The 26,240-nt window shown below is 70.0% G+C and carries 28 protein-coding genes; 15 read left to right on the top strand and 13 right to left on the bottom strand.

From position 1 onward, the window contains the following. Window positions 1-28: 28 nt before the first annotated feature. Window positions 29-730, top strand: coding sequence for an AAA family ATPase (locus ACFVH2_RS08255; RefSeq protein WP_378420493.1), 702 nt, complete (start codon window positions 29-31; stop codon window positions 728-730). Between the two features lie 9 nt (window positions 731-739). Here the strand turns inward: ACFVH2_RS08255 and ACFVH2_RS08250 are convergent, their stop codons facing one another. The 3 genes from ACFVH2_RS08250 to ACFVH2_RS08240 form a co-directional block, all read right to left on the bottom strand. Continuing rightward, window positions 740-1,879: an LLM class flavin-dependent oxidoreductase gene (locus tag ACFVH2_RS08250; RefSeq protein WP_378420015.1), complete on the bottom strand. Its 1,140-nt coding sequence runs from the start codon at window positions 1,877-1,879 to the stop codon at window positions 740-742. A 65-nt stretch (window positions 1,880-1,944) separates the two neighbouring features. Next, complete coding sequence (locus ACFVH2_RS08245) at window positions 1,945-2,970, bottom strand: hypothetical protein (RefSeq protein ID WP_378420016.1); 1,026 nt, start codon at window positions 2,968-2,970, stop codon at window positions 1,945-1,947. Between the two features lie 94 nt (window positions 2,971-3,064). After that, window positions 3,065-3,682 carry a TetR/AcrR family transcriptional regulator gene (locus tag ACFVH2_RS08240; protein WP_378420017.1) on the bottom strand — a complete coding sequence of 206 codons (618 nt, stop codon included), beginning with the start codon at window positions 3,680-3,682 and terminating at the stop codon, window positions 3,065-3,067. Between the two features lie 71 nt (window positions 3,683-3,753). Between ACFVH2_RS08240 and ACFVH2_RS08235 the strand changes: the two genes are divergently transcribed. The 3 genes from ACFVH2_RS08235 to ACFVH2_RS08225 are packed head-to-tail and all read left to right on the top strand — an operon-like array spanning window position 3,754 to window position 7,075. After that, a complete protein-coding gene (locus ACFVH2_RS08235) occupies window positions 3,754-5,340 on the top strand; it encodes a flavin-containing monooxygenase (protein WP_378420018.1) in 1,587 nt (528 codons plus the stop codon). Further along, window positions 5,337-6,167 (top strand): SDR family NAD(P)-dependent oxidoreductase, encoded by an 831-nt coding sequence (locus ACFVH2_RS08230; RefSeq protein WP_378420019.1) that lies wholly within the window; start codon window positions 5,337-5,339, stop codon window positions 6,165-6,167. Before ACFVH2_RS08235 ends, ACFVH2_RS08230 begins: the two co-directional genes overlap by 4 nt. A 5-nt stretch (window positions 6,168-6,172) precedes the next feature. After that, complete coding sequence (locus tag ACFVH2_RS08225; protein ID WP_378420020.1) at window positions 6,173-7,075, top strand: alpha/beta hydrolase; 903 nt, start codon at window positions 6,173-6,175, stop codon at window positions 7,073-7,075. Here ACFVH2_RS08225 and ACFVH2_RS08220 read toward each other — a convergent pair. Then, a complete protein-coding gene (locus ACFVH2_RS08220) occupies window positions 7,072-7,719 on the bottom strand; it encodes a glycine betaine ABC transporter substrate-binding protein (RefSeq protein ID WP_378420021.1) in 648 nt (215 codons plus the stop codon). The two genes, ACFVH2_RS08225 and ACFVH2_RS08220, sit on opposite strands and share 4 nt — an antisense overlap. Before the next feature lie 194 nt (window positions 7,720-7,913). On the opposite strand from ACFVH2_RS08220, the gene ACFVH2_RS08215 reads away from it, so the two are divergent. Genes ACFVH2_RS08215 through ACFVH2_RS08200 form a run of 4 tightly spaced genes read left to right on the top strand, consistent with a single transcriptional unit; the run spans window position 7,914 to window position 11,382 of the window. Continuing rightward, window positions 7,914-8,855, top strand: coding sequence for an ABC transporter substrate-binding protein (locus ACFVH2_RS08215; RefSeq protein WP_378420022.1), 942 nt, complete (start codon window positions 7,914-7,916; stop codon window positions 8,853-8,855). A gap of 9 nt (window positions 8,856-8,864) precedes the next feature. Continuing rightward, entirely contained in the window at window positions 8,865-10,010 is a 1,146-nt protein-coding gene (locus ACFVH2_RS08210; protein ID WP_378420023.1) for an ABC transporter ATP-binding protein, read from the top strand. Continuing rightward, complete coding sequence (locus ACFVH2_RS08205) at window positions 10,010-10,702, top strand: ABC transporter permease (RefSeq protein ID WP_378420024.1); 693 nt, start codon at window positions 10,010-10,012, stop codon at window positions 10,700-10,702. Before ACFVH2_RS08210 ends, ACFVH2_RS08205 begins: the two co-directional genes overlap by 1 nt. Continuing rightward, on the top strand, window positions 10,699-11,382 hold the full coding sequence (locus tag ACFVH2_RS08200; RefSeq protein WP_378420025.1) for an ABC transporter permease: 684 nt from the start codon (window positions 10,699-10,701) through the stop codon (window positions 11,380-11,382). Before ACFVH2_RS08205 ends, ACFVH2_RS08200 begins: the two co-directional genes overlap by 4 nt. Before the next feature lie 86 nt (window positions 11,383-11,468). On the opposite strand, the gene ACFVH2_RS08195 is transcribed toward ACFVH2_RS08200, so the two are convergent. The 4 genes from ACFVH2_RS08195 to ACFVH2_RS08180 form a co-directional block, all read right to left on the bottom strand. Beyond that, window positions 11,469-12,662 carry an NADP-dependent malic enzyme gene (locus ACFVH2_RS08195; protein WP_378420026.1) on the bottom strand — a complete coding sequence of 398 codons (1,194 nt, stop codon included), beginning with the start codon at window positions 12,660-12,662 and terminating at the stop codon, window positions 11,469-11,471. 332 nt (window positions 12,663-12,994) lie between these two features. Next, on the bottom strand, window positions 12,995-13,336 hold the full coding sequence (locus tag ACFVH2_RS08190; RefSeq protein ID WP_378420027.1) for a hypothetical protein: 342 nt from the start codon (window positions 13,334-13,336) through the stop codon (window positions 12,995-12,997). A gap of 4 nt (window positions 13,337-13,340) precedes the next feature. Continuing rightward, the gene (locus tag ACFVH2_RS08185; RefSeq protein WP_378420028.1) at window positions 13,341-13,955 is read right to left on the bottom strand and encodes a MarC family protein; all 615 of its coding nucleotides are present in this window, start codon (window positions 13,953-13,955) and stop codon (window positions 13,341-13,343) included. Next, window positions 13,952-14,824: a PHP domain-containing protein gene (locus tag ACFVH2_RS08180; protein ID WP_378420029.1), complete on the bottom strand. Its 873-nt coding sequence runs from the start codon at window positions 14,822-14,824 to the stop codon at window positions 13,952-13,954. The genes ACFVH2_RS08185 and ACFVH2_RS08180 overlap by 4 nt, the downstream gene beginning before the upstream one ends. Window positions 14,825-14,951: 127 nt before the next feature. On the opposite strand from ACFVH2_RS08180, the gene ACFVH2_RS08175 reads away from it, so the two are divergent. After that, window positions 14,952-16,022, top strand: a complete 1,071-nt coding sequence (locus ACFVH2_RS08175) for a magnesium and cobalt transport protein CorA (protein WP_378420495.1) — start codon at window positions 14,952-14,954, stop codon at window positions 16,020-16,022. A 17-nt stretch (window positions 16,023-16,039) separates the two neighbouring features. Here ACFVH2_RS08175 and ACFVH2_RS08170 read toward each other — a convergent pair whose 3' ends face one another. Beyond that, window positions 16,040-16,627, bottom strand: coding sequence for a suppressor of fused domain protein (locus tag ACFVH2_RS08170; protein ID WP_378420030.1), 588 nt, complete (start codon window positions 16,625-16,627; stop codon window positions 16,040-16,042). Window positions 16,628-16,663: 36 nt separating this feature from the next. Further along, window positions 16,664-18,076, bottom strand: a complete 1,413-nt coding sequence (locus ACFVH2_RS08165) for a cellulase family glycosylhydrolase (RefSeq protein WP_378420031.1) — start codon at window positions 18,074-18,076, stop codon at window positions 16,664-16,666. Between the two features lie 74 nt (window positions 18,077-18,150). On the opposite strand from ACFVH2_RS08165, the gene ACFVH2_RS08160 reads away from it, so the two are divergent. Further along, entirely contained in the window at window positions 18,151-18,759 is a 609-nt protein-coding gene (locus tag ACFVH2_RS08160; protein ID WP_378420032.1) for a hypothetical protein, read from the top strand. Here ACFVH2_RS08160 and ACFVH2_RS08155 read toward each other — a convergent pair. Next, window positions 18,697-19,812 carry a winged helix DNA-binding domain-containing protein gene (locus ACFVH2_RS08155; protein WP_378420033.1) on the bottom strand — a complete coding sequence of 372 codons (1,116 nt, stop codon included), beginning with the start codon at window positions 19,810-19,812 and terminating at the stop codon, window positions 18,697-18,699. The two genes, ACFVH2_RS08160 and ACFVH2_RS08155, sit on opposite strands and share 63 nt — an antisense overlap. A gap of 336 nt (window positions 19,813-20,148) precedes the next feature. Here ACFVH2_RS08155 and ACFVH2_RS08150 point away from each other — a divergent pair, with 336 nt between their 5' ends. Continuing rightward, complete coding sequence (locus tag ACFVH2_RS08150) at window positions 20,149-20,493, top strand: hypothetical protein (protein ID WP_378420034.1); 345 nt, start codon at window positions 20,149-20,151, stop codon at window positions 20,491-20,493. Window positions 20,494-20,547: 54 nt separating this feature from the next. Here ACFVH2_RS08150 and ACFVH2_RS08145 read toward each other — a convergent pair whose 3' ends face one another. Together ACFVH2_RS08145 and ACFVH2_RS08140 are read right to left on the bottom strand one after the other, a co-directional pair. Next, window positions 20,548-21,039 (bottom strand): general stress protein, encoded by a 492-nt coding sequence (locus tag ACFVH2_RS08145; RefSeq protein WP_378420035.1) that lies wholly within the window; start codon window positions 21,037-21,039, stop codon window positions 20,548-20,550. 74 nt (window positions 21,040-21,113) lie between these two features. Further along, entirely contained in the window at window positions 21,114-22,100 is a 987-nt protein-coding gene (locus tag ACFVH2_RS08140; RefSeq protein ID WP_378420036.1) for an HpcH/HpaI aldolase/citrate lyase family protein, read from the bottom strand. A gap of 87 nt (window positions 22,101-22,187) precedes the next feature. On the opposite strand from ACFVH2_RS08140, the gene ACFVH2_RS08135 reads away from it, so the two are divergent. From ACFVH2_RS08135 to ACFVH2_RS08120, 4 genes are all read left to right on the top strand, one after another. After that, window positions 22,188-23,459, top strand: a complete 1,272-nt coding sequence (locus ACFVH2_RS08135) for a magnesium transporter MgtE N-terminal domain-containing protein (protein WP_378420037.1) — start codon at window positions 22,188-22,190, stop codon at window positions 23,457-23,459. Beyond that, window positions 23,452-23,958 (top strand): DUF1003 domain-containing protein, encoded by a 507-nt coding sequence (locus ACFVH2_RS08130; protein ID WP_378420038.1) that lies wholly within the window; start codon window positions 23,452-23,454, stop codon window positions 23,956-23,958. The genes ACFVH2_RS08135 and ACFVH2_RS08130 overlap by 8 nt, the downstream gene beginning before the upstream one ends. A 161-nt stretch (window positions 23,959-24,119) precedes the next feature. Next, window positions 24,120-25,190, top strand: a complete 1,071-nt coding sequence (locus ACFVH2_RS08125; protein WP_378420039.1) for a lytic murein transglycosylase — start codon at window positions 24,120-24,122, stop codon at window positions 25,188-25,190. A gap of 194 nt (window positions 25,191-25,384) precedes the next feature. Beyond that, window positions 25,385-26,236: a lytic transglycosylase domain-containing protein gene (locus ACFVH2_RS08120; protein WP_378420040.1), complete on the top strand. Its 852-nt coding sequence runs from the start codon at window positions 25,385-25,387 to the stop codon at window positions 26,234-26,236. The last annotated feature ends 4 nt before the right edge of the window (window positions 26,237-26,240 follow it).

The following is a 26,240-nucleotide window of genomic DNA, read 5'->3' as shown; positions in this document are numbered from 1 at the left end:
GGATAGATCGCTGAACCTTCCGCTAGCCCTGAGCCGGGTCGAGTTCACTCCACGGAGTGGATTCGACCCGGCTTCGTGGTATCTGCAGGTCCCGGTGATCGACGAATTGCGTAGGGAGGGTATCGACTTCACCAACCCGGTCACGGTGATCGTCGGCGAGAACGGGGCCGGCAAGTCCACCCTCGTCGAGGCGATCGCCGGCGCCTGGCAGTCCGGGTTCCGCGGCGCGCAGGACCGGCTGTGGTCGGCGGGCGGCAGCGCCGAGGACACCGACCTGCCCCGGCATCTGAGTTGCATCGGTGCGCAGCCGAAGCCCTACGGCGGCTGCTTCCTGCGGGCCGAGTCGATGCACGCACTCTTCGACCGGGCCGACGCCGACCGGGTGCGCGGCGGCGACCAGGGGTTCAACGAGCTCTCGCACGGGCAGTCTTTCCTGCACTACGTGGCCGAGCGACCGGTCGGCGTGGGGCTGTGGATCCTCGACGAGCCGGAGGCCGCACTGTCGTTCCAGTCCTGCCTGGCCCTGCTCGGCGTCATCAGGGATCTGGCGGCCGAGGGCTCCCAGGTGATCATGGCGACCCACTCCCCCGTGCTCGCCGCGTGCCCCGGCGCCGAGATCTGGGAGCTGACCGAGGACGGCATCGAGTACCCGGACTGGCCGGAACTCGACCTGGTCCGAAGTTGGCGGTCGTTCCTCGATGCGCCGGAGCGCTTCCTGCGGCATCTGTGAGGCGTCCCGTCACAGGCGCCTGAGACCGCGCAGGACCCGGAACAGCGGAGCAGCGGCGAGCATGCCCTTGGAAAGGCTGCGGTGGCACAACGCACCGAGGTTGGCCAGCACCGCGTAGGCCAGGCCGTGATCGCGCCAGTCGACCAACTGGTCGAGAATGTCGGCGGGCGTACCGGTCAGGCTGGACTCCCTCAGGACCGCCTCTGGAACCCGTTCGACGAAGGCCATGATCGTCTCCTCGTCCAAGGTCTGCGGCAGTAGATCCTGCATCCCCGAGAAATCCGGTCCGAGCGGGTGCTCCGCGCCGTGCCTGGCCCACACCTCGGCCGGTACGCACAAGCCGAGTGCCCTGGCCCCCACCGTCCCCATCATGTCGTCTGCCTCGGCGCGGCTCCGCGCCGGAAACACCGCAAACCAGCCCGCAGGCATGATCGAGTCGGGATCCCGACCCGCATCCGAGGCCGCAGCCCGCACCTGTTCGAGTTTCGCGCCGTAGTCCTTCGGCCGCTGCGGATAGGCCGGGAACCAGGCGTCGGCGTACCGCCCGGCGGCTCGCAACATCCGCGGGCCGTGCGCACCGACCCAGATCTCCGGCCGAGTCCCGCGATGCGGCGGAAGGTCGAAGACCGCGTCGCGCAGCGGGAAGAAGGCCGAATCCCGGCTCACCGGACGGCCGCCCGAATCCCAAAGCGTCCGGATGGTGGCCATCGCCTCTTCGAATCGGGCGACGGGCTTGTTCCAGTCCACACCGTAGGGCTCGTTGCCTTCGCGCTCACCTGGGCCGATACCGAGGATGGCCCGTCCCCGAGTCATCAGGTGCAGCGTGGCGGCCGCTTGCGCGGTGACGGCGGGGTTTCGCCGCCCACAATCGGTGACACCGACCCCCAACCGCAGCCGGGACAACCGATTTCGGCCGGCCAGGTAGCCGAGGGTCGTCCACGGCTCGTAGTAGGCATCCGCCCGACGGGCCAGGCGTGAGGCGCCCACGTAGCGCGGGGACCAGATCGCGGCGGGAAACACACCGAGAAGATGGTCGGGGACCCAGAGCGAGTCGGCTCCCGCGGCGGCCGCCAGCACCTTGCTGTTGGCCAGCAGCAGGTCCGGCGTGACGCGGGGGTTGATGGCCATGTCCATCAGGCCGGTACGCATGTCGCACTCCTCCGCGCGACCTCGCCACGTCGCGTGCCGACGCGGGCCGGTCGTACTGTCACCGACTATTCGCCCGCGCCGCGGGCGGGTCGCGAGTAGTGCGCTACCCGAATTCCGACCGCAAGCCCACCGGCCCGACCGCCGGAGAGCTGCGAGCGCGCGCGGACCGCAACGACGCCGAGCACCGTGGCCGCCGCCAGCCCGACCGCTGCGACCACGGTGAGCAGATCCGGGTCGGTCAGTGGCTGTCCGCGCAGCGCCTGCCAGGTCAGCAGCGCCAGCAGGCCCGCGTAGCCGGAAGCGAGCACGCCCATCACCGCTGCCCGCGTGGACTCGTCCCGTAGCCAGGTGACGCGCGGAGCGAGCGCCGCCAGGACCACCGCCGCCAGCAGCAGGACCTGCAGCGCGTGCAAGCCGACGAAGTGCGGGATGCGCAGATCCCCGCCCGCGGTGCTCCAGTGGGTGATCGGCATGCCCGGACGATCGTCGGTTGCGCCGACTGTGTGCCGGGCGCCGAGTTCGACCACGCGCCCGTTCGTGTCGAGCGCCGACTGACCGCCCTGGAACCCGACGAGGTACGCGATCGCCATCCCGGCCAGCGCCAGCCAGAGCCCGGACTTGACGGCCAGGGAGATCGGCCGATCGACCAACCGCTGGCGCAGCAGGATGACTGCGATCACGAGATTGGCCGCGAACAGGCCCAGCACGCCGTACATGAAGATCGTCTGCCCGACCGAGTTGACGATGTCGTCGGACTTGTTGAAGTGGCTGAAGGTGCCGCGCGCCGCCTGAATCGCGATGAAGGCGACGTCGGCGAGTCCGAAGACGGCGAAGGCGGCGGCCAGTACCCGCGTCCAGCGACTTCCCTTGTGCGGCAAGTTCAGTAACCACGCCAAGGTAGCGCCGTAGAGGGCGAAGGCGATCGCGAACTTGAACGGTTTGACCCAGACCGACACCCCCAGCAGCATGCGGTCGTCGACGACCATGCCGACAGCGGAGGCGAGTGCGAGCAGCACCATGGCGGCGACCATCACCGTGAGCGGCCGTTGGCGGTCCAGGAGGGGGCGGACCTGCGATCGGAGGGTGTCCATGCGATCGACGCTATGGACACACCGTCCACGGCCGCGTCCCTCCGCAGAGCCAGATCGGCTCTGATACCTGGGTATGACCCGGGCGCCTCGGCGGCTAGTTCACGGTGCCCAGCAGCGCGGCGGCCGAGGCCGCACCCAGCGCGACCGCGGGCAGCGCGGTGACTATGAGGTCGATCAGCTCGTCGCGGGTGATCTGCGGGTCCCGCAGCCAGCTGATCGTGGCCTCCTCGACGAAGGCGATCCAGCCGCGCACCGCGAGGCTGACCCGCGCGTCCGCGGCGATGCCTATCCGGGGCAGCTGCGTGACGATGCGATCGGCCATGGTGGCGCGGGTCCGTTCGAACTCCTCGCGCATCTCCGGATCCCCGCTCGCGGTGCCCCGCAGGAGGGAGACGTAGCTGTTGCGGTTCTCCGAGACGTAATCGACGTAGGACTCGATCGCGGCATGCAAGATGTCGAGGGGTTCGCGAGCGAGGTCCGGGGCGGTGCGCTCGAGCATCTCGGCACTGACGTGCCGCACTATGGCCAGATGAAAGTCGCGCTTGGAGGTGAAGTAGTGGAACAACAGCCCCCGGGAGACACCGGCCTGGTCCGCGATCTCCTCCACCGAGACCTGCTCGAGCGGCCGCTCGGCGAGCATGCGGGCACCCAGGTCGATCAACTGGGCACGGCGCTCCTCCGGGCTCATCCGGGTGCGCTTGACAACCTCCATGGACAGCAGCTTACTGAATCCGAGTCAATTAGCTGTTGACTGGGGATCAGTAAGGCCATAGTCTTCGGTACATGAGTCTTCCAGTTACAGATACTGCAGCGGAGTCCCGGGCCGTTCCGCGCGAGGTCGACACACTGATCATCGGCAGCGGCTTCGCCGGCCTCGGCGCCGCTATCAAGCTGGTTCAGGCAGGAAAGCACAACTTCCTCGTCCTAGAGCGGGGCTCGGACGTCGGTGGCACCTGGCGGGACAACACCTACCCCGGCGCCGCCTGCGACGTGCCCTCGCAGCTCTACTCCTACTCGTTCGCACTGAACCCGGACTGGACCCGCTCGTTCTCGCCGCAGCCGGAGATCCAGCGCTACATCGAGTCGGTCTCCCGCAAGTACAACGTGCTCGACAAGCACGTCTTCAACTGCGACGTGCTGTCCGCACGCTGGAACCAGGCCACCGCCCGGTGGGACGTCGAGACCACTCAGGGCCCGTTCGTCGCCAAGATCGTGGTGTCCGCGATCGGCGCGCTGTGCGAGCCGTCGCTGCCCGACATCAAGGGCATCGAGGGATTCACGGGCGAGATCTTCCACTCCTCGCGCTGGAACCACGACGCCGACCTGACCGGCAAGCGGGTCGCGGTGATCGGCACCGGCGCCTCAGCCATCCAGATCGTGCCGCAGCTCGCGTCGAAGGTGTCCCGCCTCGACGTGTACCAGCGCACCGCGCCGTGGATCCTGCCCCGCGCGGACCGCGAGTACACGACGCTCGAGCACCTCGCGTTCAAGTACGTGCCCGGATTCCAGCGGCTCTCGCGCCTGGGCATCTACCTGATGCGCGAGACCCAGGTGGTCGGCCTCGCCAAGGCCCCGGTGTTCATGAAGCCGCTGCAGTTCACCGCCCAGCGGCACCTGCGCCGCCAGATCAAGGATCCGGTGCTGCGCAAGAAGGTGACGCCGAACTTCCAGATCGGCTGCAAGCGCATGCTGATCTCGAACAACTACTTCCCGGCGCTGGCCAAGCCGAGCACCGACCTGGTCACCGACGGCATCGCGGAGGTCACCGCCACCGGGATCGTGGACCGCACCGGCACGACCCGCGAGGTCGACGCGATCGTGGTCGCCACCGGCTTCCATGTCACCGACTCCCCCACCTTCGCCGGCATCTACGGCCGCGACGGCCGTTCCGCGGCAGAGGTTTTCGAGGCCGGCGGCCAGCAGGGCTACAAGGGCTCGGCGATCGCGAACTTCCCCAACATGTTCTTCCTGGTCGGCCCGAACACCGGTCTCGGCCACAGCTCGATGGTGTTCATGATCGAGTCGCAGCTCAACTACGTGGTCGACGCGATCGAGACCATCGAGCGCAACGGCATCGGCACCGTCGAGGTCCGCCAGGAGGCACAGGACAGGTACAACAGGGACCTGCAGGACAGGCTCGCGAGCAGCGTCTGGAACAACGGCGGTTGCGCCAGCTGGTACCTCGACAAGCACGGCAACAACACCACGCTGTGGCCGGGCTTCACCTTCGAGTTCCGGGGCATCACCCGGAAGTTCGACCTCGCCGCCTACGACAGTGTGGCCGCGAAAGACCTGCCGACCCTCACCGGCGACGAGATCGCCGCAGAGATCGCCCACGACATCGACGACGAGAAGGTTGCAGCAGAATGAGCGCGTTCACCGGCAAGGTAGTGGTCATCACGGGCGCGGGCTCGGGCATCGGACGTGCGCTCGCACTCAACCTCGCGGGACAGGGAGCCCGGCTGGCCCTGTCCGACATGGACAGCGTCGGACTCGCGGAGACGGTCCGGCAGGCGAAGGCGCTGGGTGCCGAGGTCCGGTCCGACCACCTCGACGTCACCCAGCGTGAGGCGGTCCTCGAGTACGCCGCCGCGGTGGCGGCGCATTTCGGCAAGGTCAACCAGGTCTACAACAACGCGGGCATCGCCTACCACGGCGAGTTCGAGAAGTCCGAGTTCAAGGACATCGAGCGGATCATGGACGTCGACTTCTGGGGTGTCGTCAACGGCACCAAGGCGTTCCTGCCGCACCTGATCGCGTCCGGCGACGGTCACGTGGTCAACGTGTCCAGCCTGTTCGGCCTGCTGTCGATGCCCGGCCAGAGTGCCTACAACTCCGCGAAGTTCGCGGTCCGCGGGTTCACCGAGTCGCTGCGCCAGGAGATGCTCATCGCGAAGCACCCCGTCAAGGTGACGTGCGTGCATCCGGGCGGCATCAAGACCGCGATCGCGCGCAACGCGACCGCGGGCCCGGGCGAGGACCTGGCCACCTTCGCCGAGTTCTTCGACAAGAAGCTGGCCCGGACCACCCCCGAGGACGCGGCCACGACCATCGTCAACGGGGTCCGCAAGGGCAAGGCGCGGGTGCTGATCGGCGCGGACGCCAAGCTCCTCGATGCGTGGGTGCGGCTGGTCGGATCGAGCTACCAGCGGATCGTGGCCGAGCTCGCCGGCCGCGTGCTGCCGAAGTCGAAGTAGCCGACGTGCCGTACCTTCCACGACCGTTGGTCGCGGCCAACCTCCGAGCGTTCTACCGGCTCGCGCTGCACTCGAAGGTGCCCGCACCGGTGGCCCGGGTGCTGCTCGACGCAGGTTCGGTGCTGCAGACCCTGCCGTCGGACACGGTGGTGCGGCCGACCACCCTGGCCGGCCGCAACGTCGAACGGGTGACGGTCGGGGCCACCGAACGCCGCACCGCGGTGCTGTACCTGCACGGCGGCGGCTACACGCTCGGTTCGCTCGCCACCCACCGGTCGCTGGCCGCGCATCTGGCCGGCGCGAGCGAGGCCGCGGTGTACGTGCTCGACTACCGGTTGGCGCCGGAGAACCCGTACCCGGCGGCGCTCGACGACGCGATCGACGCGTACCTGGAGCTGCTCGTCGAGCACGGGTACCGCGCCGATCAGGTTGCGATCGCCGGTGATTCGGCGGGCGGAGGGCTGTCGCTGGCGGCCGCCCGGACGCTGATCGACCGGCACGGCGTGCGTCCGGCCGCACTCGGGCTGATCGCGCCCTGGGTGGATCCGGGTGCCCGGGACGCACCGTTCGATCGCGACCTCGTGGTGAACACGGCGTGGTCGTTCGCCGCGGCGCAGGCGTATCTGGGCGACGGTGACCGCACCGATCCCGGCTACGCGCCGCTCCTCGGTGACATGTCGGGCCTGCCGCCGACGATCGTGCACGTCGGCACCACCGAGGTGCTGTACCCGCAGGTGGTGGAGCTGGTCGAAAAGTTGCGCGGCGCAGGCGTTCCGGTCGACTTCACCGAGTACCCGACGCTGTGGCACGTCGCGCACCTGCAGGCGTCGATCGTGCGGGAGGCCGACGCCGCGGTGCGCGAACTCGGCGGTTTCCTCGGCAGCGCGCTGGCGGGGGTTCGCGCCTAACGAGCGCCGAGCCAGTCCGCGGCGGCCCGGTCCGCGGTGCGCTCACCGCTGCGCACCGACTCCCCCATCTGCGCCAGCTCCGCCGAGGTCAGCTCGCCCGCAACAACGTTGAGCGCCTTCACCTGAGCCTCCGTCAGCACCCCCGAGCGCATCAGCGGCACCACGTTCTGCGCCGGCACCGAACTGCCCGCCTCGCCGGCGTCGCCGCTGCCTGGTTCCTGGGCCATGCCGTAGTCGGACACCGACAGACCGGCCGGGAGCGAGCGGTTCAGTTCCTCGAACACCGCGTCCGGCTCCGTCTCGGCGGCGCCGGGATGCAGTCGCTCGAGGAGTCGACCCGTGTACTCGGGCACCAGCGTCACCGCGCCCGAGTCGAGTTCGGCGAGGTCCTCCCCCGGCGCCAGATCGAGCCGGGTCTCCACCGGGGATCCCGTGCCCCGGAGCACGCCCGCGTAGATCTCCGCCAGCACCCGGTTCTCCGCGGACTGCCCGGACCCGACGGTGATCGACGGCAGCCGTGGCGGGCCGTCGAGACCCGACTCACCCGACGAACACCCCGTCAGCAGCACCGCAGCCACGGCGACCGCGCCCGCCCACAGTCCGAGACCGACGGTCGCTCCGCGGGCTCCGCTTCCGGCATTCACGGTCGCTCCGCGGGCTCCGCTCCTGGCATTCATCGCCCGCCACGCTCCTTCGGTCACCGTGCAGATGTCGTACCCATCGTTACACTGAGCGCCAGCACCATCTCGAGCGGCCGAGAGATCCGGCTTGACGACGCCGCAGCAACCAGTCCCGAACGTGGGCGGGTGCTGACGCCGGAGCCGATGGAAGGATGCCGATGCCGTTCTCGCCCCGCCTCTCGATCGCCGTCGTGGCCGCAGCCGTCGCGCTGACCACCGTCGCGGCCTGCGGCAACTCCGACCCGCTGGCGGGCGGCGGCGGCAACTCCGACCCCAACGCCATCGTCGTGGGGTCGGCCAACTTCCCCGAGTCCGAGACGGTCGCGAACATCTACGCGGAGGCCTTGAAGGCCAACGGCTTCGACGTGAGCACCAAGCTGAACATCGGCAGCCGTGAGGCCTACGTGCCCGCCGTTAAGGACGGGTCGATCGACGTGATCCCCGACTACACCGGAAACCTGCTGCAGTACCTCGACAAGAATGCGACCGCGACCGCCGCCGCCGACGTGGACGCCGCGCTGACCGCCGCCCTCGGCCCCGAGCTGGCGGTCACCACGCCGGCGCCCGCCGAGGACAAGGACGCCGTCGTGGTCACCCGCGGCACCGCCGACCAGTGGCAGCTGACCTCCATCGCCGACCTCGCCCCACACTCCCCGGAGGTGAAGTTCGGGGCGCCGGCCGAGTTCCAGGAGCGCTCGGTGGGCCTGCCCGGGCTGAAGGAGAACTACGGACTGGACGTCAGCCCCGGGAACTTCGTGCCGATCGCCGACGGCGGTGGACCGGCGACCGTGCGGGCCCTGGCCGACGGAAAGGTCACCGCCGCGAACATCTTCACCACCTCGCCCGCCATCGCGGCGAACAACTTCGTCGTCCTCGCCGACCCGAAGAACAACTTCCCCGCCCAGAACGTGGTGCCGCTGCTGCGGGCGAGCAAGAAGTCCGACAGGCTCACCGCCGTCCTGGATGCCGTCTCGGCGAAGCTCACCACCGAACAGCTTGTCGCACTCAATGATTCGGTGTCCGGCAGCGCCAAGACCGAGCCCGCCGCGGCCGCCGCCCAGTGGGTGACCGCCCAGGGGCTCGACAAGCCGGTCTCCTAGGGATCGCCCGTGATCAGTTTCGAGTCGGTCACCAAGCGCTACCCGGACGGCACCACCGCCGTCGACGACCTCGACCTGACCATCGAGGCCGAGTCCTTCACCGTCTTCGTCGGTCCGTCCGGATGCGGCAAGACCACCTCGATGCGGATGATCAACCGGATGATCACGCCGACCGCGGGCACCGTCACGGTGAACGGTCGGGACGTCGCGAACACCGACGTCGTCGACCTGCGTCTCGGCATCGGCTACGTCATCCAGGGCGCGGGACTGCTCCCGCACCGCACCGTGATCGACAACGTCGCGACCGTCCCGGTGCTGCGGGGCGATTCGCGCCGCGCCGCTCGCCGGGCCGCCCTCGAGGTGCTCGAACGGGTGGGGCTCGATCCCGCTCTCGCCGGGCGCTACCCCGCGCAGCTGTCCGGCGGGCAGCAGCAGCGCGTGGGGGTCGCGCGCGCCCTGGCCGCGGACCCGCCGATCCTGTTGATGGACGAGCCGTTCAGCGCAGTCGACCCGGTGGTCCGCGAGGACCTGCAGACCGAGATGCGGCGGTTGCAGGCGGACCTGCGCAAGACCATCGTGTTCGTCACCCACGACATCGACGAGGCGGTCAAGCTCGGCGACCGGGTGGCGGTGTTCGGTCCACGGGGCCGCCTGCAGCAGTACGCGCCGCCGCAGACGGTGCTCGCGTCCCCGGCGACGGACTTCGTGGCGGCCTTCGTCGGCCGTGACCGCGGCTACCGCGGACTGTCGTTCCGCGCCGCCGACCAGGTGCCGCTGCACGAGGTCCGTACCGCCACCGAGGCTGAGCTCCCGGCGCTGCGACTCGACCAGGGCGAGTGGGTACTCGTGGTCACCGACGTCGGCGCCCCGCAGGGCTGGATCGATGTCACCGGCGTCGAGGGTGTCCGCGCGGGCAATTCGCTCTTCGACAGCACCGCGGCGGGCGGTTCGCTGTTCACCCGGGGCGGTGACCTGCGCCAGGCCCTGGACGCGGCGATCTCCTCGCCGTCGGGAATCGGTGTCGCCGTGGACGACTCGGGCACGGTGATCGGCGGCATCCACGGCTCCGAGGTCATCCGCAGGCTGGCCGAGCAGCGTCAGGCCGAGGACCGGGAACGGGGCAGGCACTTCTTCGACGGCGAAACGGTCGGCTGATGCGCTGGCTGATCGACAACTTCTCCTACGTCGTCGACCTCACCAAGACCCACCTGTACCTGGCGTTGGTGCCGCTGCTGATCGGGCTCGTCCTGGCCGTGCCCGTCGGCACCGCGATCCGCAACGTCCCGTGGCTGCGCAAGACGACGACGACCATAGCCTCGGTGGCGTTCACCATTCCGTCGTTGGCCCTGTTCGTCACCGTCCCGACCGTCTTCGGCCTCAGCATCCTCGACCCGTTGAACGTGGTGATCGCGCTGGCGATCTACTCGACCGCACTGCTGATCCGGGCGGTGCCCGAGGCGCTCGACTCGGTACCGGCCGACGTGATCGACTCGGCGACCGCGATGGGCTACACCCCGCTGCGGCGAGCGCTGACCGTCGAACTGCCGCTGGCGATTCCGGTGCTGATCTCCAACATCCGCGTGGTGGCGGTCACGAACATCTCGCTGGTCTCGGTCGGTTCGGTGATCGGTATCGGCGGGCTTGGCGAGCTGTTCACCAAGGGATACCAGCGCGACTACCCCGACCAGATCATGGCCGGCATCATCGCAATCGTGTTCCTGGCGTTGGTGTTCGACGCGCTGCTGTACGTGCTCGGCCGAGTCCTGACACCGTGGACCCGAACCGCCAAGGGCCGCAAGGCCACAGATCCGGTCAACGTCTTGCGCGACGCCGAGGGGCCGGCGTGAACATCTTCGGATCCGCGTTCGAGTACATCGCCGACCCGGCCAACTGGTCCGGTCCGACCGGTATCGGCACGCGCATCGTCGAGCACCTCTGGTACAGCCTGCTCGCGCTCGTCGTCTCGGCCGCCGTCGCGATCCCGCTCGGACTGCTGATCGGCCACTTCCGACGCGGCGAGGCGGTGCTGGTCGGGCTGGTCAACTCGCTGCGGTCGCTGCCGACCCTCGGCGTGCTGACCTTCCTGGTGTTGCTGCTCGGGCTCGGGCTCGTCCCGCCGATCCTCGCGCTGGTCCTGCTCGGCGTACCCCCGATCCTGGCGGGCACCTACGCCGGCGTCGCGAACGTGGACGGCGTCGTGGTGGACGCGGCGCGGGCCATGGGGATGACCGAGCGACAGGTGCTCGCCCGGGTCGAGGTCCCCAACGCGCTGCCGTTGATCGTCGGCGGACTCCGCAACGCGACGCTGCAGATCATCGCGACCGCGACGATCGCCGCCTACGTCAACCTCGGCGGCCTCGGCCGGTACATCTTCGACGGGCTCGCCCTGCGCGACTACACCCGGGTGGTCGTGGGCGCCGTCCTGGTCGCCGTGCTCGCCCTGATCGTGGACGGCGTCCTCGCGCTCGCGGTCTGGGCATCGGTGCCCGGCACCGGGCGCCTGCGGCGCGCGCCCGCGCTCGACTGACTCCCCCGGAAACGAGTGATGGGAACCATCCCCCGGTCAGGCCGAGCGATGGTTCCCATCACCGTCAGTGTGCGGGGTGCTACCGGCTAGCCGGCGACGCCCTCTGCCTTCGCGGCGGCGGCGACGGCCTCGGCGACCGCGGGTGCGACCCGCGGGTCCAGCGGGCTCGGCACGATCTTGTCGACGGCCAGCTCGTCGGCCACCACGGAGAGGATGGCCTCGGCGGCGGCGAGCTTCATGCCCTCGGTGATCCGCCGCGCGCCGGCGTCCAGGGCACCCTTGAACACGCCGGGGAAGGCCAGCACGTTGTTGATCTGGTTCGGGAAGTCGCTGCGGCCCGTCGCGACGATGGCGGCGTGCTTGGCGGCGATGTCCGGGTGGATCTCCGGGTCCGGGTTCGACATCGCGAAGATGATCGCCTCGGGCGCCATCGTCGCGATGATCTCCTCCGGCACGGTGCCTGCCGAGACACCGAGGAACACGTCCGCGCCGTCGAGCGCCTCCACGATGCCCCCGGTCCGTCCGGCGGGGTTGGTGCGCGCCGCGAGGTCCGCCTTGATCTCGTTGAGATCGCCGCGGTCGCTCGAGACGATGCCCTTGGAGTCGAGCACGGTGATGTCCGCGATACCGGCCGCGAGCAGGATGTTCGCGCAGGCCACGCCCGCCGCGCCCGCACCGGAGATGACCACCCGCAGCGCGGTGATGTCACGGCCCTGGACCTTGACCGCGCCCTTGAGGGCGGCGAGGGCCACGATGGCGGTGCCGTGCTGGTCGTCGTGCATGACGGGGCAGTCGAGGGCCTCGATGACGCGCTTCTCGATCTCGAAGCAGCGCGGCGCCGAGATGTCCTCGAGGTTGACCGCACCGAAGCTCGGGCGCAGCCGGATCAGGGTCTCGACGATCTCGTCGGGGTCCTTGGTGTCGAGCACGAGCGGGATCGAGTTCAGGCCGGCGAAGTTCTTGAACAGCGCGGACTTGCCCTCCATGACGGGGAGCGAGGCACGCGGCCCGATGTCGCCGAGGCCGAGCACCGCGGAACCGTCGCTGACGACGACGACCAGTCGGTTGGTCCAGGTGTAGCGATCCGCCAGCGTCTCGTCCGCGGCGATGGCGCGGCTGACCTGAGCCACACCGGGGGTGTACGCGATCGACAGCGCGCGCTGGCTGTCGAGGGGGGCCGTCGTCTCGACCGAGAGCTTGCCACCGATGTGGCCCGCGAAGATCTCCTCGTCGGTCAGCTCAACCTTCTTCGGTGTGGTTGCTTCAGACACGGAAGACACGATGACACTCCTACTCAAGCCGCTCCCACTCGGGGGCGGGTTACTGGTAAGTAGCAGCGCCGAAGGCAAATTCGACGCAGCCGCAGGTTCTTGTCGAGATGGGGGTGAGGCTAGCCGAGGGTGCACGATCAAATCCCGTTTGGTCTACGGGCACAGCACTCACTTCGGAAGCGCGAACGCGCCGGGCGGGGTGGGCCCAGGCACCGAATCTGCCGCTGGTGAATCCGACTCTCACTTCATTACCGGGGGGTAGCACCGGCTTGGAGTGCAGCAAGTGTGCCACCGATGCCTCACCGAGGGCAAATCTCACTGGTGAGTAGGAATTCGGTGAGCTAGCCCCACCACTGGGTCCAGAGCAACAGCGTTGTGACCAACAACACGGCGATCGACCCGCCGACGGCCACCGCACCGCGCCGGTGATCGGCGAACCACTGCGCCACCACGACCGCCACCGCCGCCACGATGTGCGCGCCGACCGACATCTCGCCGGGCCCGGGAAAGCCGCGTCGCCCGCCGAGGTAGGCCGTGCCGACGACGACCACCGCGAGCACCACCACACCTGCGGCGACGGCGCCGCTGAACGCCCGCAGGCCGCGGGACACACCGCTCCGTCGCCGCCCGCTGCCGGAGTCGGCCCCGGGCTCGGTGTACTCCTCGTACTCGTCGATCGACACTCGCCTACCCGCCTGCGATGAATCCGCGGACCGAGTCCGCAATGAGCTGGACCGCGATCGCGGCCAGCAGGAGCCCGGCGATCCGCGCGAGCAGCGTGATGCCGCTCTCGCCGAGCAGCTGGATCAGCACCGTGGAGAACCGGAGCACCAAGAACAGGATGAGGTGAATCGTCAGAATCGCCAACCCGATGGCCACATACGACGACGGATGACCCTCCGCCTGGCTGACGAACACGATCACGGCGGCGATGGCTCCGGGTCCCGCCATCAGCGGGGTCCCCAGCGGTACCAGCGCGACGTTGACCTCCTCGGCGCCCTGCGGCTGGTTCGCGTCGCGCCCGGTGAGCAGCTCCAGTGCGATCAGCAGCAACAGCAGCCCGCCTGCGCCCTGCAGCGCCGGGATGCCGATGTGCAGGTAACGCAGGATCGCCTGCCCACCGACCGCGAACACCGTGATGACCGCGAGCGAGACCGCCGGCGCCTGCCAGGCGGCCTTGTTGCGCGCCTCGCGGTTCTTGCGGCCGACGAGCGAGAGGAACACCGGAATCGCACCGGGCGGGTCCATGATCACGAACAACGTGATCACAGCGGTGAGGTACAGCGTGGTGTCGAAGCTCATGGACGTTGCTCGCTCATCCCCCGGACCACCGGTACACCGGTGGCCGAGTCCACGATCCGCTCGAATTGGTCTGGTGCGGTGAGGAACTCACCGAGCACAACCGTCTTGTTGATGCCGTGGTAGTCCGAGGACCCGGTGACGACCAGGTCGAGGTCGCGCGCGAGCCCGGTCAGCAGCCGGGCGTCCTCCGCACTGTGGTCGTGGTGCTCGATCTCCACCCCGGACAGCCCGTCCGCGACCAGCTCGCCGATCTGGTCCATCGCCATCAACCGGCCCCGGCTCGCCGCCCGCGGGTGCGCGAGGACGCTCACGCCGCCGGCCTGCGCCACCATCCGCACCGCCTCGGGCAGGGGCGTGTCCTGCTTGTGCACGTAGTACCGGCCCCCGGTCCGCAGCAGGTCGGCGAAGGCCTCGTTCACCGAGCCGACCACCCCCGCCTCGACCAGTGCGCGGGCCAGGTGGGGGCGGCCGACGGCAGGTCCGGCCGCCGCCATCAACGCCTCGGGGTCGATCGGCAGCCCGTCCGCGGCCATCCGCTCGGCCATCACCCGCAGCCTCGACGTGCGCTCGGCCCGCAGCCGCTCCCGTTCCCGCGCGAAGGCGGCGTTCTGCGGGTCGAACAGGTACGCCAGCAGGTGCACCGCGACGGGCCTGCCGTCCTCCCCACGTCCCTCGCACGACATCTCCATGCCCCGGACCAGGTTCAGCCCCGGCGGCAGCGCCTCGACGGCCTCGGACCAGCCGGCGGTGGTGTCGTGGTCGGTGAGCGCGACCACGTCCAGGCCTGCCGCCGCAGCGGACCGCATCACCTGGGCCGGGCTCTCGGTGCCGTCCGAGGCCGTCGAATGGGTGTGAAGGTCGATGCGCACCCGGCCATTGTCGCAGGCTCGCCCGCGCCGGTCCGCGCGACGACGCACCGGTGCGCGGCCGGGCGCGGCGATACGATCGAGGCAGATCGTCTCCCACCCGCCGAGGAAGTGACCGCCCGTGCCGTCGATGCCGCCGTTGCCGTCGCTTCGCCCCGCCCGAAAGCCGGTTCCCACGCGGAAAGTCGTCCCGGTCCCCGCGGCCAGGGCGATCGTCGACTGTGCGGTGTACGTGGACGGCGTGCGACTGCCGGGCCGGTTCACGCACTCGGCCGCACTCGCGGAGGTCCGTTCCCGCGGCGAGGGTTTCGCCTGGGTGGGGCTGCACGCGCCGGACGCGGACCAGATGAACAGTGTGGCAAAGGTTTTCGGTCTGCACGAACTGATGGTCGAGGATGCCGTGCACGCCCACCAGCGTCCCAAACTCGAGATCTACGACGACGTGCTGTTCCTCGTGCTGCGCACCGTGAACTACGTCGAGCACGAGTCGATCTCCACCGCGAACGAGATCGTCGAGACCGGCGAGATCATGATCTTCGTCGGCGCGGACTTCGTCGTCACCGTCCGGCACGGCGAACACTCCGGGCTCGCGGGCGTGCGCGCCGACATGGACGCGCACCCGCAGCGTCTCACACTCGGGCCGACCGCGGTGCTGCATGCCATCGCGGACCACGTCGTGGACAGCTACCTCGCCGTCACCGAATCCGTGGAGCGGGACGTCGACCTGATGGAGGAGGACGTCTTCAGTCCCCGCGGCCGCGTCGCCATCGAGCAGATCTACCTCCTCAAGCGGGAGATCGTCGAGCTGCGCAGGTCGGTGAACCCGCTGGCCAGCCCGCTGCAACGGCTCGCGCACGACACCGGCCTCGGGGTCGGCAAGGAAGTCCGCCGTTACCTGCGCGACGTGCAGGACCACCACACGATCGTCGCCGAGCGGATCGCGGAATTCGACGAGGTGCTGAGCACCCTGGTCGAGGCGGCGCTGGCCAAGGTCGCGGTGCAGCAGAACACCGACATGCGCAAGATCTCGGCCTGGGTGGCGATCGCCGCGGTGCCGACCATGTTCGCGGGCGTCTACGGGATGAACTTCGACCAGATGCCCGAACTGCGATGGAGCTTCGGCTATCCGGCGGTGATGTGCGTCATCGCGACGATCTGCACCGGCCTGTTCGTGACGTTCCGTCGCAACAACTGGCTGTGACGGCTCGGCGAACGTCGCTACAGCGAGGCTGCGCCCCGCGCCGGGTCGCGAACGTCGATCCCGGCCTCCGCCCAGGCCTCCCGCAGGGCGCCCGCGCCACGCAACCGCACCCATGCGGCCTCGGTTCCGGTGATCGGGACCGCATCGAGGAACCGCACCGGGTCCGCCGGCTCGGGTAGCGGGAGGTCGTCGATGTCACTGTCCCCCAACAGCATCGCGGTGAACGGTGCGCCCTTCCACAGCGGGTCGCCGAGGTCGAGCAGGCCGTCGGCGGTGAGAACCACGCCCTCCACGGCCGGTGCCGCGGCCAGCACCGCGAGCGTGCGGTGCACCCCGGATGCGACCCCGGCGCCGCCTCGCAACGACAGCACCAGTTCCGCTCGCGGACCGCGCACCGGGTCCGCGATCAGGTCGCCGGGATCTCCCATCGGGTGCCGCGAACAGCCGAGCGAGACGTAGCGCACGAGGTCGCCGTCGAGCGGTCCGAAGCGGAGCACCTCGAGGGGTTCGAGGCCGAGGAAGGTGACCGATGCCGAGGACGGCTCGGGTCCGCCGATCCTGTCGATCAGGTGCGCGCGGACGGAAGCGATGACACTCTCACTCACCCGTTCATCTAACACCCGCGTCCGGCGTGTCCCGGTTCAGGGAGCCGGGGTCACGGTCACGGTGACGCTGTCGGAGGCGCCGGGACCGCGCAGCGTCAGCAACCTGGTCTGCGGATTCCAGTCCTGGACCTGCGCGCCCGCCACGTGAACTCCGGCCGGGAACCCGCTGCGCGGCAGGTAGATCTCGGTCGGCGCCGTCACCGACGGATTCGGCCGGAAGGTCAACTCGAGGCGATCGGGAGCGGCGGTCCAGTCGGTCGGGGTTCCGGCGACCGCCCGCGGGTACGGCGTGTCCAGTGCGGCCACCAGATTGCGGGCCGTGCCGTCCTCCTCGTACGGCCCCCAGTCCCCCGGGTCACGCGACCAGTAGCTGACGCCCGCCCCCATCTCGGCCGCCGTGGCGTACATCCGGTCGACGAACTCGAGCGCCCCCGGCAGGGTCGTGTCGAGCCCGAACTCCCCGAGGATGATCGGTGCGTCGCCCAGCGCCCGCGCGGTGCGCAGAGTGTGGTCGCGCCACGAGTCGATCGTCGCGTCGACGAGCGAACGGGAGGTGCCCTCGTAGCCACCGCCCAGATCCATCGGCAGCGGGTAGATGTGCGGGCAGTAGGCAATTCGGGGGTCACCGTCCCGACGGTCCGTCACCGGACCGAGCCCACTCGGTGTACCCCAGTTCACGCCCATGGCCTGCGGCGCCACGCACACCCACTTGTTCGCGTCGACCTGCCGAATGGCATCGGCACTGCGTTGGTACAGCGCGGTCAGCGGGCCGGCCTCGAACGCCGGCCCCTGCAGGGTCCCGCCGTAGGGTTCGTTCATCAGGTCGTACGCCACCACCGCCGGGTTGCCGGCGAAACGCTCCGCAACCGCCCGCCACGCATTGGCGTAGTGGTCCGCGAGCTCGGGGTGCGCCCCGGTGGTGTTCCAGAAGTTGTCGAATGCGCGGATCACCCCGGGATCGAGGTAGTACTGCTCCCACATGTCGTGCGTGCCGACCGGCAGCCCGTCCAGGTAGGTCGCCCACGCCGGCGCGCCGTTGCCGGTCCTGCCGTCCGGGGTGATCGCCCCGGAGTAGAGGTCCTGATGCATGTCGAGCATCACGTGGTATCCGCGTTCGGCGTACCAGCCGACCCGTTCCTCGACCCGGTCGAGGTACGCCTGGTCGTACCTGCCGGGCTCCGGTTCCACCGAGCGCCAGGAGATCAGGAACCGGACGAAATTGGTGCCCATGTCGGCGTGTTCGCGATCGAGCTGCGCCTCGGTGAACTCGGGCATCCCGTCCGGCGTGCTCTTCGCGCTCGATGCGGTGTTGAAGCCGCGCAGCACCAGCGCGCGGCCCTGGTCGTCGGTGAGATACGTCGTGGACGGCTCCGGATCGTCCCGCACCACTGCCGCCGCCCCGCCGACGAGCAGCAGGGCCGCCGCCGCGGCCAGGGACGCGATTCGCACTCGCCGCACGCCGCCACCGATTCTCTCTCCGCCATTCTGGACGCTTGGTCCACTGCCCGCGTTAATGTTGCGCCATGGTGCAGACGAGCGTGCCCGTTTCGGACGAGCCGGACGTCGCGGCCCGCCCGGCGGACCTCCGGCCCGGACTCGCGACGCTCGCCGCCGTCTCGGTGCTGGCGGGGTTCTGGCCCGTCACCGGATGGATCCTGACGTTCGCACCGGCGTTGCTGGTGCCGAGCGCGCTCGGGCTTCCGTTCGCCCTCCCCGCGCTGCGCCCGTTCCCGCTCGGCGCGACCACGACCGCGTCCTGGCTCGTGGACCTCGTGGCGGCGTTCGTGATGCTCGCGGTCACCGGCATGCGCCTGGTCGACTCGTCGAGCCGCCATCCGCACGGCGGCCCCGGCCGCGCCTTCCTGGCCGGCTGGGGCGCGACCGTCCTCGGGGTGCTGGCCGGCAACCTGATTCGCATCGTCTACCTGAGCTTCGTGGTCCACGCCGGCTCCGGCGCGTACCTGCTCTCCCTCGCCGGCGGGGCCCTGGTCTCGCTGCTGTGGGGCGGCGTCGCCGGACTGGCCGTCGGTGCCGCACAAACGATCTCGTCCGTGGTGCGATCGCGCCGTTCACTCCACCGCGACGACGCGAACGTCGTGGGTGTCGGCCCCCGGATGGACGAACCGCAGTAGCCGCGAGGCCTCCGCCTCGAGCGCCGCCGCCGCGGCCGCCTCGGGTCGCACGAACGTCGCCACCTCGACCGACGCCACGCCCTTCCGGGCGGCGACGGTGACGAAACCCGCGACCCTGCCGTCGATCAGCACGGCCGGCTTGATGATGCCGTTCACCGTGAACACCAGGGTGCGATGGTCGTCGGCGAGCACCCGGGACCGGTCGGCGTGGCCGAGCAGGACGCTGTCGAACGGCGCCAGGATGCGCGCGGGAGCGGTGGTCGCGGGATCTGGTCGCGGCGCGTCGGGAAGGTCGTACAGCTCGGCGCCGTCCTCGCCGACGAACCGTCTCAGCCGCGGTGCGAGGGTCTCGAAGAGCTCCGCGAGACGCGTCAGCCCCGACCAGGCCTGAGCGTCCGCCACCGTCGCGGGACCGAAGGCGGCGAGGTACCGGAGCACCAGAGCCTCCGGGGCGGTCGCGCGGTCCAGCGGCGCACCGAGCCACGATTCGAGCGTGGTGCACACCGGCTGGCCCGACCGTCCCCACAGCCCGCGCGGGGGAATCTGCACCAGCGGCAGCAGGTCCCGAACGGCGTGCGCAAGCGCGGCCGGGTCGCGGTCCGGCCACCGCTCCGCCAGCCGCGGTCTCAGCGCGGCCATGGTCATCGGCGTGCGTTCGAGCACATCCCGACCGAATTGCTCCAGCGCCGCACCGTCGACCGCGGCAATCTCCTTGCGGTGCTGCGAGTTCGTCCGCAGGTCGGCGTCCATGATCGGCTGCACCCACGGACGCAGCGCCAGCGCGTCCGCAGCGGTCACCGCGTGCACGGTGCCACGCATGAGCACCATCCGCACGACCTCTCGGCGCTCGAGCAGCTCGCCGAAGTCGGTCGGTGCGAACCTCTCCAGCCGTGCCCACAACGCGTAGTAGGGGGCAAGCGGTGCCTGCGACTGGAGGCCGAACAGGTGCTCGACCATCTCGATGGCGGTGCCGGAGGAGCGGGCCAGCAGGTGCTGCCGCGCCAGGGTGGCTCGGCCGAGCGCCCGCCCGGACATCCGCTCCACCGTCGCCATCGCGTTCCTCCACCCCGCAGCACTTCGCCAGCCCTTCCCTGCCGCCCCATCTTCTCAGCAGACTCGCAGCGGGCACGTCCTCCGGAGCGTCGTGTCGCGCGCGCCACGAGCCGACCCGACCCAGCGAGAAACCCGTGGTGATCAGCGAACATTGTTGCGCTAGCACGATTTACGCACGAGTCCCGGACGGTCCTGGGACGCTGCTGTGAATCGTCCTCCGGACCTGTCCGGGCGTCGGCGCCGTGCCTAGCGTGGGAATCGGATCGGGGATTCGGCACACCCGGATTCGGCACCGCCGACTCGCCCCGATCCCCCCACGACGAAAGGGACACACCCATGTCTGCAACCGAGAAGCCGCGACGAGGCCGACGGATCGTTCGACGCCTCGCGGTGACCGGCGCGCTGGTCGGACTGCCGCTGATGGCGATCACCGGAACCGCGCTCGCCGACCCAGCGCATCACGACGACGGCGACCACGCGCAGCATCACGACTGGGACCACAACGGCGGAGACCGGCACCACGACTGGAACGACAACGACGGGAACAACGACGGGAACAACGACCCCGGCGACTGGCAGCCACCCGCGCCGGATCCCGGCCAGCTTCCTCAGATCCCGCAACTTCCGCAGGTGCCCCAATTGCCGCAGTTGCCGGGCGGACTCAATTTCGGTAGCAGCTGACCGATCGCGCCGGTCCGCCGCCCCGCACCCTCCCCGATCGGGGGCGGCGGACCGTCAGATCGCGAGCTTGGCGAGCAGGTCGCGGGCCCGTTCCGCCGTCTTCGGTTCGCAGAGCACGTCGTAACGACCGGCGACCAGCTGCATGGTCGAGGCGAAGTCACGGGTACCGCGAGTGGCGGCGTACGGGATCGTCGTGGAGATCACACCGAAGATGATGCCGCCGATGATGCCGGCGATGAGCGGGCCGAGGAAACTGGTGGTGAACAGGCCGAGCAGCAGGCCCAGGAAGACGCCGAGCCAGGCGCCCGAAACGACACCGCCACCAATGACTTTCGCCCAGGTGAGCCTGCCGAGCACGCGCTCGACCTGCATCAGGTCGACGCCGACAATCGTGACGTCCTCCACCGAGAACTCCTGATCGGACAGGTAGTCGACCGCACGCTGCGCCTCGGCGTAGGTGGGGTACGAACCGATCGGCCATCCGGTGGGCGGGGTCGGAAGCGCTCCGCGGCCGGGCCGGTTCGGCTGTCCAAGTGGATTGGTCATGTCGACGCTCCCTGCTGAACGGTGCTTACTGATATCGCTGCCGTGGGCGCCACTGCGCCCCTTCCGTGTCCAGTTTACGGAGATTCGGGATCGGTCACACTTCCCGAGGCTTCGCCCGAGTCGAACCGCATGGTGCGCGACATTCCCGCGGCCCGCCCCTTGGCCGCGACCACCTGAGCCATCTTGGCACTGGCCTCGTCGATCATCTCGTCACCGAGCATCGCCGCCCCGCGCGCGCCACCGGCGGCGGAGGTGTGGAACTCGTAGGCCTCGAGGATCAGCTCGGCGCGGTCGTAGTCGGACTGGCGGGGACTGAACGCCTCGTTGGCGGCATCGATCTGGGTGGGGTGCAGGACCCATTTGCCGTCGAACCCGAGCGCGGCGGTCCGGCCCGCCGCACGACGGAACGCGTCCACGTCACGGATCTGCAGGTACGGCCCGTCGATCGCCTCGAGCCCGTGGGCGCGGGCCGCCAGCAGGATCGTCATCAGGATGTGGTGGTACGCATCCCCGGCGTCGTAGCCCTCGGGTTGCTCGCCGACCACCAGCGTGCGCATGTTGATGCTGGCCATGAAGTCCGCGGGCCCGAACACCAGCGTCTGCACGCGGGGACTGGCCGTCGCGATCGCGTCGATGTTGGTGAGCCCGATCGCGTTCTCGATCTGGGCCTCGATGCCGATTCGGCCGACCTCGAGCCCGTTGGCCTTCTCGACCTGGGTCAGCAGAAGATCCAGTGCCTGAACGTGACTGGCGTCGACCACCTTCGGCAACAGGATGGCGTCCAGATTGGCGCCGGCTCCGGAGACCACGTCGACCACGTCGCCGTAGGTCCACTCGGTGGTCCAGTCGTTGACGCGCACGACCTTGATCTGGTCACCCCAGCCGTCCGAGTTGAGCGCTTCGACGATCTCGGTGCGCGCCTGCGCCTTTGCGATCGGCGCGACGGCGTCCTCGAGGTCGAGGAAGACCTCGTCGGCGGGCAGGCCCTTGGCCTTGTCGATCATCTTGCGACTGCTGCCGGGAACCGCCAGCACCGACCGACGGGGGCGCGGGTACACCATGCGGACCTCCACTCGAGCGCCTCGCGACACCGTGCTTGGGCACACTCGTTCAGCGTCACTACGCGACAAACAATTAGCCTTGCCATCATGGCAGCAGTGAGCAAGGTCTTCGCAGCCAGGCTCGCGGGCCTGGTGGTGCTCGGACCGGACGGCGAATCGATCGGCAGGGTGCGCGACGTCGTCATCACCATCCGGATCGGGCGGCAGCGCCCCCGGGTCCTCGGACTGGTCGTCGAACTCGTCACCCGCAGGCGGATCTTCGTGCCGATGCTGCGCGTCACCGCGATCGAACCCGGGTCGGTGACCCTGACCGGGAGCGTCAGCCTGCGGAAGTTCACCCAGAAGCCCGGCGAGGTGTTGGCCCTGGCCCAGGTGGTGGACACCACGGTGCGCGTGGACGACCCCGAACTCGTGGAGCTCGCCGGCATCGACGTCCTGGTGGTGGACCTCGGCATCGAGCTCACCCGGACCCGCGACTGGGTCGTGTCCCGGGTGGCCGTCCGGCGACCGCGGGCCCGGCTCGCCCGTCGGTCGGCGGTGCACGTCGTCGAGTGGCCACACGTCGAGGGGTTGACCCATTCGCAGCTGGCCATGCCGGGGCAGGGCGTCTCACAGCTGCTGGCCCAGTTCGAGGGGATGCGCCCGGCGGACGTCGCCAACGCGATCCGCGACCTGCCCGACAAGCGTCGGCACGAGGTCGCCGTCGCTCTCGACGACGAGCGGCTGGCCGACGTGCTGCAGGAGCTGCCGACCGACGACCAGACCGACCTGCTGACCCATCTCGAGGTCGAACGCGCCGCCGACGTGCTCGAGGCGATGGATCCCGACGACGCCGCCGACCTGCTCGGCGAGCTGCCCGAGACCGAGGCGGAATCGCTGCTGCAGCTGATGGACCCGGAGGACTCGGAGCCGGTCCGCCGACTGCTCGAGCACTCCCCGGACACCGCGGGTGGCCTGATGACGCCCGAACCGGTCATCCTCACCCCCGCGACGACGGTGGCCGAGGCGCTCGCGCGGGCACGCAACCCCGACCTGACGCCGGCGCTGGCGAGCATGGCGTTCGTGGTCCGGCCGCCGATCTCGACCCCGACCGGCCGTTACCTCGGCTGCGTGCACCTGCAGCAACTGCTCCGCGAGCCGCCCGCCTCGCTGGTCGGAGGGATGCTCGACACCGACCTGATCCGGCTCGGCCCCGAGGACCCGCTGGCGAGCGTCACCCGCTACTTCGCTCGGTACAACCTGGTGTGCGGGCCGGTGGTCGACGACGAGGGCCACCTGCTCGGCGCGGTCGCGGTCGACGACGTGCTGGACCATCTACTGCCGGAGGACTGGCGGGAGGAAGCTGCGGACGATGAGTGAGAAGACCACGCCTGCCCGGCAGCGCCTCGACACCCCCCGGGGTTCACGGTGGCGCGGCTTCGGCATCGACGTCGAGGCCGTCGGCCGAGTCAGCGAGTCCATCGCCCGGTTCCTCGGGACCGGCAAGTACCTCGTCATCCAGACGGTCATCGTGATCGTGTGGATCGCCCTCAACATCACCGCGGTCGGCCTGCAGTGGGACCCCTACCCGTTCATCCTGCTGAACCTGGCCTTCTCCACCCAGGCCGCGTACGCGGCGCCGTTGATCCTGCTCGCGCAGAACCGGCAGGAGAACCGCGACCGCGTCTCGCTCGAGGAGGACCGCGCGCGGGCGGAGCAGACGAAGGCGGACACCGAGTTCCTCGCCCGCGAGCTCGCGTCGCTGCGGCTGGCGGTCGGCGAGGTGGCCACCCGCGACTACCTGCGTCGCGAGTTGGAGGAGATCAAGGCACTCCTCGCCGAACGCGACGACCAGGAGCTGCGGCCCTCCCGCAAGTAGCAACGCCGAGATCTCGACCCGAGGCTTCGCCCGAGGAGCGATCTCGACCCGAGGCTTCGCCCGAGGAGAGACCTCGACCCGAGGAGTAACAGCGCCGGACGAGTGGCCGATCTGTAACCTGGGTCACATTCCGGGTGGGGGCTCGTCGAGGAGGGGTGCGGATGCGGATCCGTGGACTGGTGGCCGTTGCGGGTGTTGCACTGGTCGGGGCCGTCACAGCGGCACTGTCGATCGGCGCACCGCCACCGCCGGCGCTGGCCGAATCCTCGTCTCCGCTCGACGCGGCGCCGGCAGGGACGGTCGGTCTGGTGGCGCCCGCGGCCCGGCCCACACGCGGCCCGCACGCCTACACCCCGCCCGCCCCGGTGACCTTCGCGCCACCACCAGCGGTGGCCGAGAAGCTCGCACCCATGCCGATCTCGCTGAGCGCCCTCGGCATTCCGGAACTCGTTCTGAGCGCCTACCGAGGAGCCGAGGCGACGCTGGCCGCCGACCAGCCGGGATGCGGGGTCACCTGGCACCTGCTCGCGGGGATCGGACGCATCGAGTCCGGCCATGCCGGCGGCGGTCGCACCGACGCGGCAGGAACCACGCTCACCCCGATCCTCGGGCCGGTCCTCGACGGCTCGCTCGCGGGCAACAACGTCGTCTCCGACACCGACGGCGGCAAACTCGACGGCAACCCCAAGTTCGACCGGGCGGTGGGGCCGATGCAGTTCCTCCCCGGCACCTGGACGCACTACGCCGCCGACGGCAACGGCGACGGCATCGCCGATCCGAACAACGTCTTCGACGCCTCGCTGGCCGCGGCCCGCTACCTCTGCTCGGGCGGGCTGAACCTCCGCGACAGCGCTCAGGAGGTCCGAGCGGTGCTGCGCTACAACAATTCGATGGCGTACACGGCGAACGTGCTCGCCTGGTCGGCCGCCTACGCCGGCGGGGGCACCCCGACCCCGGGCTCGATCCCGGAGGTCACCCCGGAACCGGGCAAGCCCGCCGCGCCGACCGCAACGCCTGCCAAGCCTGACGCGGCGATTCTCGCCGCCGCAGCGGCCCCGGCGCCGGCCACACCGGCGCCGACTCCGCCACCCCTGATTCCGGGCCTGCCGGCACTACCCTGTCTGATCTTCTGCCCGCCTGCGACACCCCCACCCGCACTCGCACCCGTCACGCCGCCCGGCGCCGCCGTGGGCACGCCGCCCGGGCCCGCACAGCCGGCACCCGTCCGGTAACGCTTCCGATACCTTCCGGCCGCCCTCCCGAGACCTCGTCGACATCTTTTTTACACCCGCCCTTACCTGCATCGATGGGGGCAATAACGGGCATTCTGATCACGGTTGAATAACGGAAATATCTCGAATCGGGTAGCGTCGGGTGCGGTCTACAGGAGCAGCACGCCCCGCCCGGGGCCGCAGGAGGTATTTCGGTGGGTCGGCACAGCAAGAAATCGAACTCGAAAATTCGACGTAATTCGGTCATCGCTCTGACCGGCCTCGTCCCCGGTGGACTGATCTCGGTGGCCGCCACCTCGGGCGCATCGCCCGTCCCGTTCCTCACCGCGAAGTCGGCCCCGATCGCGGACGCCCCGGCGCCGCAGTCCGCCCCCGCCCCCGCGACGGCAACCGCGCCGACGACCCAGGCGCCGGCTCCCGCCCCCGAAGCACCCGCACCGGTCCCGGCGCCCGCTCCCGCGCCTGCACCCGCTCCCGCGCCGCTGCCCCAGGGACCGCTGGGCATCCCCGCGATCAACTTCGCCGCCTACCAGGCCGCCGAGAAGACCCTCGCCGAACGCGCGCCGGGCTGCGGCATCACCTGGCAGCAGATCGCGGGCATCGGCCGCGTCGAGTCCAGCCACGCGAACGGCGGCGAGGCCGACGACAAGGGCAACCTGCTGAAACCGATCATCGGCCTCCCGCTCGACGGCAGCCTGCCCGGCCAGGCCGTCATCATGGACACCGACGGCGGCAAGCTGGACGGCGACCCGGTCTACGACCGCGCGGTCGGGCCGACGCAGTTCATCCCCAGCACCTGGGCCCGCTACGGCATCGACGGCAACGGCGACGGCGTGGCCGACCCGCAGAACCTCTTCGACGCGGCCGCGTCCACCGGCAACTACCTCTGCGACGGCGGCACCAACATGCGCGACCTCGCCTCGGCCACCAAGGCGATCCTGCGCTACAACAACTCGATGGCCTACGTCGCGAACGTGACCGCCTGGTCTCTCGCCTACTCGACGGGCATCAACCCCACCGCGGACGCCCTGCCGCGAATCCACTGACCGC

The sequence above is a fragment of the Rhodococcus sp. NPDC127527 genome (genome assembly GCF_042672245.1).
GTDB lineage: Bacteria > Actinomycetota > Actinomycetes > Mycobacteriales > Mycobacteriaceae > Rhodococcus_G.
This window is presented reverse-complemented; position numbering and strand designations above follow the sequence as displayed.

Excerpts from the sequence above, each read along its gene's own strand:
- ACFVH2_RS08250 (WP_378420015.1), bottom strand. The coding sequence starts at position 1,879 with ATGCGTACCGGCCTGATGGACATGGCCATCAACCCCCGCGTCACGCCG.
- ACFVH2_RS08245 (WP_378420016.1), bottom strand. The coding sequence starts at position 2,970 with ATGGACACCCTCCGATCGCAGGTCCGCCCCCTCCTGGACCGCCAACGG.
- ACFVH2_RS08240 (WP_378420017.1), bottom strand. The coding sequence starts at position 3,682 with ATGGAGGTTGTCAAGCGCACCCGGATGAGCCCGGAGGAGCGCCGTGCC.
- ACFVH2_RS08235 (WP_378420018.1), top strand. The coding sequence starts at position 3,754 with ATGAGTCTTCCAGTTACAGATACTGCAGCGGAGTCCCGGGCCGTTCCG.
- ACFVH2_RS08230 (WP_378420019.1), top strand. The coding sequence starts at position 5,337 with ATGAGCGCGTTCACCGGCAAGGTAGTGGTCATCACGGGCGCGGGCTCG.
- ACFVH2_RS08215 (WP_378420022.1), top strand. The coding sequence starts at position 7,914 with ATGCCGTTCTCGCCCCGCCTCTCGATCGCCGTCGTGGCCGCAGCCGTC.
- ACFVH2_RS08205 (WP_378420024.1), top strand. The coding sequence starts at position 10,010 with ATGCGCTGGCTGATCGACAACTTCTCCTACGTCGTCGACCTCACCAAG.
- ACFVH2_RS08185 (WP_378420028.1), bottom strand. The coding sequence starts at position 13,955 with ATGAGCTTCGACACCACGCTGTACCTCACCGCTGTGATCACGTTGTTC.
- ACFVH2_RS08175 (WP_378420495.1), top strand. The coding sequence starts at position 14,952 with ATGCCGCCGTTGCCGTCGCTTCGCCCCGCCCGAAAGCCGGTTCCCACG.
- ACFVH2_RS08160 (WP_378420032.1), top strand. The coding sequence starts at position 18,151 with ATGGTGCAGACGAGCGTGCCCGTTTCGGACGAGCCGGACGTCGCGGCC.
- ACFVH2_RS08155 (WP_378420033.1), bottom strand. The coding sequence starts at position 19,812 with ATGGCGACGGTGGAGCGGATGTCCGGGCGGGCGCTCGGCCGAGCCACC.
- ACFVH2_RS08150 (WP_378420034.1), top strand. The coding sequence starts at position 20,149 with ATGTCTGCAACCGAGAAGCCGCGACGAGGCCGACGGATCGTTCGACGC.
- ACFVH2_RS08145 (WP_378420035.1), bottom strand. The coding sequence starts at position 21,039 with ATGACCAATCCACTTGGACAGCCGAACCGGCCCGGCCGCGGAGCGCTT.
- ACFVH2_RS08140 (WP_378420036.1), bottom strand. The coding sequence starts at position 22,100 with ATGGTGTACCCGCGCCCCCGTCGGTCGGTGCTGGCGGTTCCCGGCAGC.
- ACFVH2_RS08135 (WP_378420037.1), top strand. The coding sequence starts at position 22,188 with ATGGCAGCAGTGAGCAAGGTCTTCGCAGCCAGGCTCGCGGGCCTGGTG.
- ACFVH2_RS08130 (WP_378420038.1), top strand. The coding sequence starts at position 23,452 with ATGAGTGAGAAGACCACGCCTGCCCGGCAGCGCCTCGACACCCCCCGG.
- ACFVH2_RS08125 (WP_378420039.1), top strand. The coding sequence starts at position 24,120 with ATGCGGATCCGTGGACTGGTGGCCGTTGCGGGTGTTGCACTGGTCGGG.